Below are 12,753 nucleotides of genomic sequence, written 5' to 3' on the forward strand. Positions count from 1 at the left end.
GTCAACATCAATGATCAATAAATGAGAAGACAGTCTCATGGAGACAACTTTAAATGAAAAAACAATTAAGAAATTACCCCCCTTTAGTCAAAGAAAAGACATAATCGAAATTAAGGACTTTAATTTCTATTATAATAAAGGTAAGGTTCATGCTTTAAAAAACATTAATATGAAAATTAAGGAAAACTCAATTACAACATTTATTGGGCCATCTGGTTGCGGAAAATCGACTTTAATTCGCTCAATCAACCGCATGAATGATTTGATTGAAGGTTCACTTTACGAAGGCGAAATTACGGTTTTTGATCAAAACATTTTTGCCCCTGGAACTGATGTCACTCAATTAAGAACAGAGGTTGGAATGGTGTTTCAAAAACCCAATCCGTTCCCAATTTCGATTTATGAAAATGTAGCATATGGTCCAAAAACTCAAGGTGTAAAAGATAAAAATGTTTTGAATCAAATCGTCGAAGATTCTTTGAAAAAAGCGGCTTTATGAGAAGAAGTTGCCGATAAATTAAACTCTCCAGCTTTAGGATTAAGTGGGGGACAACAACAACGTCTCTCAATTGCCAGAGCAATTGCGATGAAACCCAAAATCATTTTACTTGATGAACCAACTTCAGCTTTAGATCCAATTGCCACAATCAAAGTGGAAGAATTGATTTTAGAGTTGAAAAAAGAATATTCAATTGTGATGGTGACGCACTCACTTGATCAAGCAGCAAGAATTAGTGAAATGACTGCTTTTTTCAACAAAGGTGAATTAATTGAATACAACAAAACCAAGAAAATATTTACAAATCCTAAAAATCCATTAACAGAACAATACATTTCAGGAAGATTCTCATAGGGGGTAATAATAATGTCAATCAACAAAATCTTAGATCGTGACATTGAACAAATTAAAAGATTAATTTATGAAATGATTTACGAAACCAAAATCCAATATGCGTCAGCTTTTGAAGTTGTTCAAACTGACAATTTAGAGTTAGCGAACAAAACCATTCAAAATGATCAAAAAATTAATGATATGTTAAATGCTTTTACCAATATTGCTTTATGAAAAATCATTAAACAACGCTTAACTGCTGGAGATTTAAGAATGGCTATTGGTTCAATCTTAATTGCTCGTGAAATCGAAATTATCGCTGATTATGCTAAAAAAATCTGTAAATATTTCGTTTTATACACACCAGCCAAAGAAGATATTCAAGCAATTATTGTCATGTTTAATATGGTGATTAAAATGTTGGACCTTGTTTCAGCATTGTTCAACGATTACGATAGTGACCAAAAAAATAAAGTCATTGAAATTGAACAAGAATTGAACAATAAATTTCATGAGTTTAACCTTGATTTATTTTATAAAATTAGATCAGCCAAAACTGATGCTCATGCTTTAGTATATTTTGAGCAAATTGGTAAGTTAAAAAACTTACAAAGAGCTGGTGATCATTTAGTTAGTATTCAAGAAATTTTAGTCTTTATTAGGACTGGAAGTTTCGTTGAATTAACTCACAATGACCCAGATTTACCGAATGAAGATGACGAATAAGACTTTCAAGTCTTTTTTTATTTTTTATTTTTAGAGTAAAATAAATAATAGAAAGTTAAAGGAATTATTATTATGGGATTTTGAGCTAATTGAAAAGCAAAAAAAGAAGCAAAAGCAACAACTGATAATCAGCAAATTAATCAGAAAGTAACGGAAATGGCAGCAATTGAAGAATGCCAAGCAAAAGTTGCGAACCAAATTCAACCAAATAATTTGTCAGCTGATTCAGCATCAGCAATTGAAGAATATAACGAAAAACACATTGCACATTTAACAGAAGCGCCAACAGAATCTGTTGATTCTGTTGATCATGAAGCTGGGTATTTTGACCATGGTCCAGTTTCAACAACTGATTTAAATGTTTTGTTTAACAAAATGTCGCATCAAAAAGAAAAACCAAAACTTTCTAAAAGCGAATTAAGAAAGCAACAAAAAGAGCTGAAATTAAAACAAAAAGAACAGAAAAAACGTGAAAAAACTGAAAAAGCGATTTTAAAATCATCACTTACTTTCTCAAAAGATATTAAAAAACTTTCCAAAAAATATAAAGAAGCAGATGATGAATTTTTTATTGAATTAGAAGAAGTTTTAATTAAAACTGATATGGGAATGAAAATGGTCATGAACATTTCTAACAGCATTCAAAAACGTAGCAAAAAAACGAATTCTTTTCATGACATCAAAGAATTATTAGTTGAAGAATTATACAAAGCTTACGATATTAAACATAAAGGTGACACAAAACTAAATTATGTTGATGGGCGCATGAATATTTTTATGGTTGTGGGAGTTAATGGCACTGGTAAAACAACATCTTTGGCTAAATTATCAAATTACTATGCTGAATTAGATAAAAAAGTGATGATTGTAGCTGGAGATACTTTTAGAGCTGGAGCCATTGAACAATTAGAAGAATGAACCACTACGCGTTTAGAAGAAAATATTGTTTTATTTAAAGGAAAAAATAATCAAGATCCTTCTTCTGTTATTTTTGATGCAATCAAAAAAGCAGAAGCAGAAAAATTTGATATTGTTTTAATTGACACTGCTGGAAGAATCCAAAACAAAGTTAATTTGATGAAAGAATTGGAAAAAATGCACAATACCATCAAAAAATTTGACAAAAGTGCTCCGCATGAAGTTTTATTAGTCATTGATGCAACAACTGGACAAAATGGAGTCATTCAAGCTGAAGAATTTAGCCAAGTCACAAAAGTTAGTGGAATTATTTTAACTAAAATGGATGGAACAAGTAAGGGTGGAATTGCCCTGGCCATTAAAGATGAATTATCAATTCCGGTCAAAATGATTGGAATTGGTGAACAAGTTGATGACCTTGTCGAATTTGATGTTGAAGAATATGTTTATGGCTTAGTTGCTGGTTTTATGGATGAAAATTTAGAAAACGATGATCTTGATGAATAATTTAGAAAAAACTTTAGAAATTTCTGAACTTTTCATTATTTATAAAAATCTTCTTACTGAAAAACAAACTAAATATTTGGAATTATATATTGATGAAGACTGATCTTTGCAAGAAATTGCTGATGAATTTAATGTCTCTAAAGCAGCAATTCATGATTCAATTAAAAAAACAATTTTAAGTTTAAATGACTTAGAAACCAAATTAGGGCTGAACCAAAAAGAAAAGCACATCAATCAAATCATGCTAAAATATGAAAATAGTCAAAATTCAGAAGTTAAAAATTTAATTCAAGAATTAAAAGGAGAATAATATGAAAATCTTAATGGTCGGAGATGTGTACGCAGCCCCTGGTCGTGCAGCGCTAAAAGAATATTTACCCAACATCGTTTCAAAAGAAAATATTGATTTTGTTGTTGTAAATGGAGAAAATGTCACGCACGGAGCTTCAATCACCCAAAAACATTATCAAGAAATTAAAAATATTGGGGTTGATGTGATTACAAGTGGTAACCATATTTTTGACAAAGATGATGTTGTGCATTATATTAAAAATACTCCTGACCTTTTAAGACCTTTGAATATGAACATCTTCAATCCTGGCAACGGTTTTGTGATCAAAAACTTCCAAAAGAAAAAAATTGCTGTTGTCAATTTATTAGGAACTGCATTTATGGATCCGGTCAATAATCCGTATGAAGTTTTTGATCAATTTTTAAAAGAAAATGAAAACCAATATGATATTTTATTAGTTGATTTTCATGCTGAAGCAACTGCTGAAAAATTAGCATTTGCTTGAAATTATGATGGAATTATTACAGGATTTGTTGGAACACACACCCACGTTCAAACAGCTGATGAAAGAATTTTACCCAAAGGAACTGCTTACATCACTGACATTGGGATGACTGGACCTCGTGATTCAATTATTGGGGTTAATCCTGATGAAGTTGTTTTTAAACAAAAAACAGGACGTCCATCAAGATTTCAACCTTCGAAAAATAAAGCTGGCTTTGGTGCTGTTGTGATCGAAATTGATGACAAAACCAACAAAGCCATAGATATTAAAAGAATTTTAATTAATTAAAAATTTATGTTATCATTTTTTAGTAACTAAAGTTATAAAAATCATTAAGAACCACTGAAAGAAAAAACTTACAGAAGTGGTAGCAACCCATTAAGATGGGTGCTTAAATTAGGGGGTAATACCGTCAATGAGCAGAAATCTCAAAAGTATTATTTAACCGCCTATTTAACATTGTGGCGGTTTTTATTTAGTTAATATAAAAAATAAAAGGAGAAAAAATGAAAAAATATTTTACAAGTGAATCAGTGAGTGAAGGTCATCCTGATAAACTTTGTGACCAAATAAGTGATGCAATTTTAGATGCTTGTTTAGAACAAGACCCATATTCTCGAGTTGCATGTGAAGTGTTTGTCACAGATAACTACATGGTGATTGGTGGAGAAATCACAACTAAAGCCGTGGTTGATTATGAAAAAATTGCCAGAAAAATTCTGAAAAAAGTTGGCTATGATGATGATATATTTAGCGTCAGTCATAAATCAATGGAAATAGCTGTCAAAATCAACACCCAATCTGTTGATATTGCAATGGGGGTTGATGGTCAAGAAATTGGGGCGGGTGATCAAGGAATCATGTTTGGTTTTGCCAATAAAGAAACCAAAGAATACATGCCATTTGCGATTAAAATCGCCAATGACTTAATGCATTTAGCTTCAAAATTAAGAAAAAATGGCACATTCAAATGGGCAAAACCAGACATGAAATCACAAGTTACACTAGATTATACTGATTGTCATCATCCTAAAATTGATACAGTTTTAATGTCAGTCCAACATGACCCAAATTATGATGAAGTTGAATTTAAAACCTTTATCAAAGAACACATTATGGATGTCATTGCCAAACGTCATAAATTAAATACAGACTTTAAAGTCCTAATTAATCCAACAGGAAAATTTGTCATTGGTGGACCAAAAGGTGATACTGGTTTAACAGGAAGAAAAATTATTGCTGATACTTATGGAGGTTATGGACACCATGGAGGTGGTGCTTTTTCTGGAAAAGATGCAACAAAAGTTGATCGTAGTGCTGCATATTATGCTCGCTATGCAGCAAAAAATATCGTGGCAGCCGGATTGGCTGACACAATTGAAATTCAATTAAGTTATGCCATTGGAAAACCAAAACCAATCTCAATTTTCTTTGATACTTTTAATTCCAATCATGTGAACAATGAAGTGATTATGAAAGTTTTAGAAACTGAATTTAATTTTTCAGTTTCTGGGATGATCAACGAATTAGATTTAAGAAGTCCGGTCTTTTTAAAAACCGCAACTTATGGTCATTTTGGTAAGGACCATTTTAAATGAGAAGAAACAGATAAAGCTAAAACATTAGCTAAATATTTAAAGGAGTAAAAATGACATTAGAAGTAATCGCAACAAATATCGAAGATATTAAACAAATCAACAAAAGCCAAGCTGACAGAATTGAATTTTGTTTTGAATTAGAACGTGGAGGTTTAACCCCAAGTTATGAAACAATCAAACAAGCTGGTGAAATTTCTTCAACCCCTGTGAATGTCATGTTAAGACCACATGACCGTGGATATAATTATTCAGATGAAGATTTTAATCAAATGCTAATTGATGCTAAATATATTGCCTCAACTAAAGTTAATGGAGTTGTTTGTGGAATTTTAACCCCGGATAAAAAAATTGATCAAATTCGTTTTAAACAAATTATCGATTTATTACCAGGCAAACAAATTGTTTGCCATCGTGCTTTTCAAGAAGTCGAAGACCAAATACAAGGGTTGAAAGATTTAAAAGCGTTAGGTGTTGAGATGGTTTTAACTTCTGGAAGAGACAATATTAATGAGTCTTTAGATTTATTAAAAACTTTAAAAGAAGCGAACTTAGTGACAATTCAAGCTGGAGGTGGCGTTGGTTTTGACAATATCCAAGCCATTAAACAAGTCGTTGATGCTGTTCATGTTGGAACAGCAGTTCGTGAAACAAAATCTTGACTTGCACCAATTTCAATTGAAAAAATTAACCAAATGCAAGATATTTTAAGTAATTAAAAATTTTTATTGCAGTTTAAAAATCGTAATTATAAAAGCATATTTTGTAATTAGATAGCTCAATTATTTCTTGTGATTTTCTCCAAGAAATAATTGAGTTTTTTCTTGCTTAAGTTCATAAAATAATGCAAATTTTTCAAAAAAACTACACATAAGTTATAAAACTTTATTTTTTCCTTGAGTTTAAAACTTTAAAATTAATGAAAATGCTATTATAACCTTATGTAATAAAGATAATTTTTATGTTAAAAATGTAAGTTTAACAAAAGAAAATATACTATTTATTGAAATTTTTAATCACAAAAGAACAGATCCAAATTTTTTGGTCCAGGAGGGCTTTTATATGAAACAATTAAATTCATTTTTACCAAATTCGAAAATCATTAATTGCCATTTAAAAAGTAATTGAAAATCTCTTCTTATTGGAGGGATTGTTTGGCTTTTATTTGTGAATGTTTGACTGTTTCTCTTTGCAACACAACTGAGCCCAAAACATGTAATTTCAATTGTCTTTCCTGGAAACGAATTCTCTTATAGTGTTCTTGGTGTTTTAAATCAGATTACAATGTATAGTGTTGTGGTCTTTTCCATTATTAGTAGTGTTATGGTTCATCATGTAATCGGGCGAGAAATAAGAAAAGGGGAAATTACTATTTGGATGGCTTCTCCAATATCAAGAAATAAAATTATGATTTCTAAAATAGTTTTTATTTGATGTGTGAATTTAATTATCATTGCCCCATCTTTGATTCCTATTTTGATTTATGGAGGAATAGCAGTTGATGCTGGGCAAAATTTTGGGGATTTGATTGCACAATTATTAACAATGGTTTTGTTCATACTAATGATTTCAACACTTTTTGCATCAATTGCTCTTGCGTGTTCGAATATGGGACGCGTCACTGGTATGATTCATGCTGAGATTATTCTTTACATGATTGTTTTTACTGCTTTTGGATTTTTGGGTCAAGAATGATCTAGATATTTTCAATACATTAATCTTAAATCATTGCTTGTTTGGGTTTATAATAGCGACCCATATAATCATGTTCAACTATATCGTGAAAATCTTGGATGAATTATTGGTTCAATGTTCATCAATATTGCTTTAATTAGTGGACTGACTTATTTACCGTCTTTCATTTTCAAAAGAAAAGATTTAATGGGATAAAAATGATAGAGTAATACGAATATTAATGCTTGGTTTTCAATTTTGAATGTAAGGAACATTTAAAAATTGAAATAAGCATAGAAAAAATGGAAAGAACAAAAAATTATGAAAAAAATAAATAGCTTTTTCCCAAACATGCATTTAATGATTGCTCATTACAAAAATAATTGAAAAATAATTCTTATTTTTGGAATTATTTTTGTAGGTTTAAGTACAATCATGTTTCTTTCTCCGATTCTTTCATCAATCACTGATCGCAATATAGTTATTGTAGCTACTGGTAAGGAACATCAGACAAGCATTTTAGGAACTTTAAATTGATTTAATTTATATAGAATTTTATTCTTTTCTTTATTAAGTTTTTCCTTAACTAGAAATATGATCGGTCAAGAAATAAGAAGTGGACAAATCAATTTATGAATGACTGCTCCCATATCAAGAAATAGAATTATGTTTTCAAAAATATGTTTTCTTTGGTCAGTTACTTTAATAATTTTGATTCCATCATTATTACCTTTTTTAATTACTTCTGCAGTTGCAGTTGATGCCAACCAACATTTTGGACGTTTAGTTTTACAATTGCTTGGCATAATTTTGTTTACATTAATGTTTACAACAATTTACATCCTTGTGACCGTTATTTTTTCGAGTCTTGATCGTGTGACCGGACTTATCAACTCTGGGATATTTTTGTATCTAAGTATATTCCAAATTTTAAAAACATTAGTTGGTCTTGAATTAGGGGGATATATTCAATACTTCAATCTTAATTCCTTACTTGTAGCAGTTATTAAACCTGATGGGGCTTACACAAATTTGGGTTGGGTGATTGGTTCAATGGGGATTAATGTTGCCGTAATTAGTGTATTGGCATATCTATCTTGCTGAAACTTTAAAAGAAAAGAATTTATGTTATAAAAAATGCAATGACTAAATTCATTGCATTTTTTAACAAAAATTTTCATTTTTTTTTGGATTAATCAATAGCTCTTTGTTATAAAGAATCTTCACTTAAATGGTCTTCTGAATAAGATATTTTTTGAATGATTTCGTCTATATTCAAAAACATATAGATTGCATAAATGGTTCCAATAAAGAAACAAAACAATGCTAAATATTTAATATAAACATTAAATTCGACTGGTAAAAAATGTGAAATATAAAAAATGCCCAAACCGCAAAAAATGGCAATTACATTTAAAACCATGTAAAAGATAATCGAAATCAAATGCACACCACCTAGTTTACCAACAACAATTAAAACAACACTTGAAGCGATTCCAATAATGGCCAATATGCAATTTGCTCAAACCAAAAATAAAAGATCTTGTTTTATTTTTAATTTTTCTCTCGGAAAAATTAAAGTTAAAAATTTATTGTTTATTTTCATTTTTTTGTACATCAAATATAAGCCTAAATAAAGGGTTGTAAATATTAACAAAATAGATCCTCAAATAGTCATTCATGTTTTGTCTAGTAATGCACCCGTTAAAATTGAAATTATTGAACTGATTCAAAAACTAAAGACGATCATTAATCAAGTTGAATCCAAAACTGTAATGCCAGTATTTTGTTCTAATCTTTGTTGAGTTCGAAGAAATTGTTTATTCAATTCACTTTCTTCTTGATTGCATAGCTCATAAACTCCATAGACAATTCCAAACATTCAACCTAATTAGGAAAAATATTTTCCTAATTTTGACAAATTATCCGGATTATAATTTGTCAAAATTGCCCCCATAGAACCAATAAAACCTAAGAATCCAATGACAAATCATACAATAACAATAACCAATAATGGAATTGGTCAATCGCTTATATTATCCCCAAAACTTCACAATAATTGAAATAAAGCAAAAGCCAAAATAAGTCAACTGATGCTAAGGAATAAACTTATTCAGTTTAATTTAAACATGTCTTTATAAATTAATGGTTTTTTATTGGGAAATAAATATTTTCAGATTTTACCCTTAATAATATTTTTGTGATATAAAACAAAACCTACTAAATAGATGGTCCCTAACATTAACACAACACTAGATACTATCACTCCTTCTGACCCTCATCCATCCGGAATGAGACTCATCGTTAGTGGCAAAAATCATGCAAATGTATAACTTGCAACAAAACCGATTCAAACAGCACCTAAAATACTTATGCCTTTTTTATTCATAATTACCTCCTTCTTGTTTTTCTTAATTACTATCATTTATGTTTAACAGATTTAATTCATTTTCTTCACTATTATTTCGATTACAAAATTCATAAACTGTATATGCAATTCCAGGAACTAAACCTAGCAAAGCAAAATATTTTGTATATTTTTTCCAATCACGTTGGCTATAGTTTGTAATAATTGCCCCAATTGCCCCAATCATCCCTAATCCACCAAGTATAAACCATGTAATAACCAAACTTCAAAGAAGATGAGCTCCTTGATATCATGCTGGTCCATTTTTATCGAATGGTAATATAAATGAACACGCAATTCCTAAGGCGATTCACAATTGGCTAGTAAAAAAATTTATTCAATTTAATTTGAACACGTCTTTATAAATTACTGGTTTTTTATTAGGAAATAAATATTTTCAAATCTTACCTTTAATAATATCTTTGTGATATAAAACAAAACTAATTAAATAAGCAACCCCAATCACAAGAAAGATGCTAAATTCAATTATGCCTCATAAACCGAATTGATCATCAATTGCACTCAATACAATCAAATAGATTTGTGTCAATGTTAAAAAAGCAACAATACCAATTCAAACAGATCTTGAAACAGTTATGCCTTTTGCATTTTTATTCATAAATTAACCTCTTTTCACAATACCATTAACTAACTTTTATGAAAGAATGTATTTCTTAATTGTTGTTTTTCTTTATTCATTTTTTAAAATACATAAACTTTTTGCATAAGTTATTTTTATCGATTTATATTTATATTATTGCTTGTTTTAACAAAAAAACTTAAAAATGCCCATTAATTCCTGATTTTTTCAAGATTTTAGTAATATAAATTCATATTAACATCATGACTATCTATATTGAAGGTTAATCTCGTTCCATCATTTAAAATTACTTCAATTAATCTAATTGCAAATCTTAAATCATAATATAATATTAATGTTATGAAAATTAAAATTATTGGAGCTGGATTAGCTGGATGTGAAGCTGCATATCAATTAGCAGAACATGGATTTAAAGTTGAACTTTATGAATCTAAAACTATGCAAAAGAATCCAATTCAAAAATTGGATTCTTTTGCCGAATTAGTTTGCTCGAATACATTAAGATCTAAATCCTTAAAAAATGCTGTTGGAATTTTAAAAGCAGAAATGCAAATGTTTAATTCTTTAATTATTGAAGCAGCCTATCAAACTTGTATTCCAAGTGATGATGCTTTAGCTGTTGATCGCGTTAAATTTTCAGATTATGTGACTGACAAAATCCAAAATCACCCAAACATTGAAGTTATTTACAAAGAAGTGGATGCAATTGATGATGTTAATGACATTACTTTAATTACAACCGGACCTTTAACAAGTGAAAAAATGAAAAGTGAAATTGAACGTTTAATTGGCAAACAAAAACTCTTTTATCTAGATGCATCAGCCCCCATTATTGCCAAAGATAGTATTGATTTTAGTTATGTTTATCAAGCTTCAAGACATAATCAAGATCAAGGAGATTACATTTGTATTCCTTTAAATGAAGCTGAATTTGATGCTTTTGTTAAACAGTTAAAGCAAGCTGAAACTGTTCAAACAAAAGACTTTGAAAAAGAAATTTATTTTAAAGGTTGTCAACCAATTGAGGTGATGGCCAAAGAAAGTAAAAAGATTTTATTGCATGGGCCAATGTCACCCAATAACCTTTTAAAACCAGATCAAACTCAACCATATGCAGTTGTTCAATTAAGACAAGATGATGCAATTGATACACTTTATAATTTTGTTGGTTTTCAAACCAATTTAAAATGACCAGAACAATTAAGAGTCTTATCACAACTACCAGGAATGGGGGATATGAAAATTGTTAGGTACGGAGTGATGCATAAAAATTATTATATTAATTCACCTAAAATTTTAAATAATAAACTTCAAGTAATGCGCAGAAAAAATGTGTATTTCGCTGGTCAAATCACTGGTGTTGAAGGTTATGTTGAATCAAGTATGAGCGGAATTATTGCTAGCTTAGGAATTATTGCTTCGCTGACAAACCAAAAATTACCTAAATTTCCTTCAACAACAGTGATGGGAGCATTACATAATTATGTGACGAATGAAAAAATTAAACATTTAAAACCGATGAAAGCAAATTTAGGAATTATGCAAAAAGCTTTTGATGAAGGAAATGGAGAAAGTTATTTTTCCAAATCAAAAATGGAGTTGGAAAATTATTTAAATTCAATAAAAGGAATTATTGAATTTAAAAATAAATAAGAGGTTAAATATGGAAATAATTAAATTAAAACCTTTCTTTTCAGAAAAAATCTGAGGTGGAAATGGATTGAAAAAAATGGGATTTGATATTCCTTTAAATAAAAATATTGGTGAGGCTTGAATTATTTCAGCCCATGATAATGGAATGAGTTTTTTAACCACAGGAAAATTTAAAGATCAAGCTTTAAAAAATGTTTTTGAAGATAATCGTCAATTATTTGGTGATTACCAAGGTGAGTTTCCCTTGTTGGTAAAAATAATTTCACCCAATGATTATTTATCTGTGCAAGTGCATCCCGATGATGAATATGCTTTAAAAAAACACCATTGTTTAGGAAAACCAGAATCTTGATTGGTTTTGGATGCCCCAGTTGATGCTCATTTAATTTATGGACATCATGCAAAAACAAAACAAGAATTAGAGTCAATGGTTGAACATGATCAATGAGATAAATTATTAAAAAAAGTGAAAGTGCAAGTTGGTGATTTTTTATATGTTGAACCTGGTAAAGTGCATGCGATCACTCCAGGAGTTGTTGTTTGTGAAGTGCAAAGATCGAGTGATATCACTTATCGTTTTTATGATTACAAACGTTTGGATGACCATGGTCAACCACGAAGATTAGATCTTGAGGATTCAATTAATTGTACTTTAATTCCAGATTCACAAGATGTGATTGTCAGACAACAAACGGGACAGATTTTTTCAAGCCAATATTTTTCAATTAATATTTGAGATACAAAAAATAATTTAAAACTTGAAATTGATGAACAACCATATTGATTACAATTAACGGTTTTATCTGGTCAAGGGACAATTAACAACCAAGATTTTCAACTTGGTGAATCAGCGATCACACTAGGGTCGATTGAACAAATCACAGCAACTGGAGAGATGAAAATCTTGGTTTCTTGAATCAAAAAGTAGTGTCAACTACTTTTTATTTTTTATGTTTTAAAATCCTTTCAAAACATAAAAAATACTCTATAATCATAAGGTTATATTTAAACGGAAGATAAATGGAAAAATGGAACAAAATAAA

The 12,753-nt window shown here is 29.6% G+C and carries 14 protein-coding genes; 11 read left to right on the forward strand and 3 right to left on the reverse strand.

All coding sequences use genetic code 4. The features are described from left to right. Positions 1-49: 49 nt before the first annotated feature. The 9 genes from pstB to ELUMI_RS01955 all read left to right on the forward strand — a co-directional run bounded on the left by pstB (position 50) and on the right by ELUMI_RS01955 (position 8,183). Positions 50-853, forward strand: a complete 804-nt coding sequence (pstB, locus tag ELUMI_RS01915; RefSeq protein WP_420855232.1) for a phosphate ABC transporter ATP-binding protein PstB — start codon at positions 50-52, stop codon at positions 851-853. A 12-nt stretch (positions 854-865) separates the two neighbouring features. Then, entirely contained in the window at positions 866-1,558 is a 693-nt protein-coding gene (gene phoU / locus ELUMI_RS01920; RefSeq protein ID WP_025734121.1) for a phosphate signaling complex protein PhoU, read from the forward strand. Between the two features lie 72 nt (positions 1,559-1,630). Beyond that, positions 1,631-2,983, forward strand: a complete 1,353-nt coding sequence (gene ftsY / locus ELUMI_RS01925; protein ID WP_025734122.1) for a signal recognition particle-docking protein FtsY — start codon at positions 1,631-1,633, stop codon at positions 2,981-2,983. After that, the gene (gene ylxM, locus ELUMI_RS01930; protein WP_025734123.1) at positions 2,967-3,293 is read left to right on the forward strand and encodes a YlxM family DNA-binding protein; all 327 of its coding nucleotides are present in this window, start codon (positions 2,967-2,969) and stop codon (positions 3,291-3,293) included. Before ftsY ends, ylxM begins: the two co-directional genes overlap by 17 nt. 1 nt (position 3,294) lies before the next feature. Continuing rightward, positions 3,295-4,068 (forward strand): TIGR00282 family metallophosphoesterase, encoded by a 774-nt coding sequence (locus ELUMI_RS01935; RefSeq protein ID WP_025734124.1) that lies wholly within the window; start codon positions 3,295-3,297, stop codon positions 4,066-4,068. Between the two features lie 218 nt (positions 4,069-4,286). Beyond that, a complete protein-coding gene (gene metK / locus ELUMI_RS01940; RefSeq protein ID WP_025734125.1) occupies positions 4,287-5,426 on the forward strand; it encodes a methionine adenosyltransferase in 1,140 nt (379 codons plus the stop codon). A gap of 2 nt (positions 5,427-5,428) precedes the next feature. Beyond that, entirely contained in the window at positions 5,429-6,094 is a 666-nt protein-coding gene (locus tag ELUMI_RS01945) for a copper homeostasis protein CutC (protein WP_025734126.1), read from the forward strand. Between the two features lie 343 nt (positions 6,095-6,437). Beyond that, positions 6,438-7,265: an ABC transporter permease gene (locus ELUMI_RS01950; protein WP_025734127.1), complete on the forward strand. Its 828-nt coding sequence runs from the start codon at positions 6,438-6,440 to the stop codon at positions 7,263-7,265. A 105-nt stretch (positions 7,266-7,370) separates the two neighbouring features. Next, positions 7,371-8,183 (forward strand): hypothetical protein, encoded by an 813-nt coding sequence (locus tag ELUMI_RS01955; RefSeq protein WP_025734128.1) that lies wholly within the window; start codon positions 7,371-7,373, stop codon positions 8,181-8,183. Between the two features lie 76 nt (positions 8,184-8,259). Here the strand turns inward: ELUMI_RS01955 and ELUMI_RS01960 are convergent, their stop codons facing one another. The 3 genes from ELUMI_RS01960 to ELUMI_RS01970 are packed head-to-tail and all read right to left on the reverse strand — an operon-like array spanning position 8,260 to position 10,075. Beyond that, the gene (locus ELUMI_RS01960) at positions 8,260-8,931 is read right to left on the reverse strand and encodes a hypothetical protein (protein ID WP_025734129.1); all 672 of its coding nucleotides are present in this window, start codon (positions 8,929-8,931) and stop codon (positions 8,260-8,262) included. A 9-nt stretch (positions 8,932-8,940) separates the two neighbouring features. Continuing rightward, a complete protein-coding gene (locus tag ELUMI_RS01965) occupies positions 8,941-9,438 on the reverse strand; it encodes a hypothetical protein (RefSeq protein WP_025734130.1) in 498 nt (165 codons plus the stop codon). 22 nt (positions 9,439-9,460) lie between these two features. After that, complete coding sequence (locus ELUMI_RS01970) at positions 9,461-10,075, reverse strand: hypothetical protein (protein WP_025734131.1); 615 nt, start codon at positions 10,073-10,075, stop codon at positions 9,461-9,463. Between the two features lie 321 nt (positions 10,076-10,396). On the opposite strand from ELUMI_RS01970, the gene trmFO reads away from it, so the two are divergent. Together trmFO and ELUMI_RS01980 are read left to right on the forward strand one after the other, a co-directional pair. Next, positions 10,397-11,710: a methylenetetrahydrofolate--tRNA-(uracil(54)-C(5))-methyltransferase (FADH(2)-oxidizing) TrmFO gene (trmFO, locus tag ELUMI_RS01975; protein ID WP_198514030.1), complete on the forward strand. Its 1,314-nt coding sequence runs from the start codon at positions 10,397-10,399 to the stop codon at positions 11,708-11,710. Positions 11,711-11,720: 10 nt separating this feature from the next. Further along, positions 11,721-12,638, forward strand: coding sequence for a type I phosphomannose isomerase catalytic subunit (locus tag ELUMI_RS01980; protein WP_025734133.1), 918 nt, complete (start codon positions 11,721-11,723; stop codon positions 12,636-12,638). Positions 12,639-12,753 lie beyond the last annotated feature (115 nt).

It is taken from the genome of Williamsoniiplasma luminosum (assembly GCF_002803985.1).
GTDB lineage: Bacteria > Bacillota_I > Bacilli_A > Mycoplasmatales > Mycoplasmataceae > Williamsoniiplasma > Williamsoniiplasma luminosum.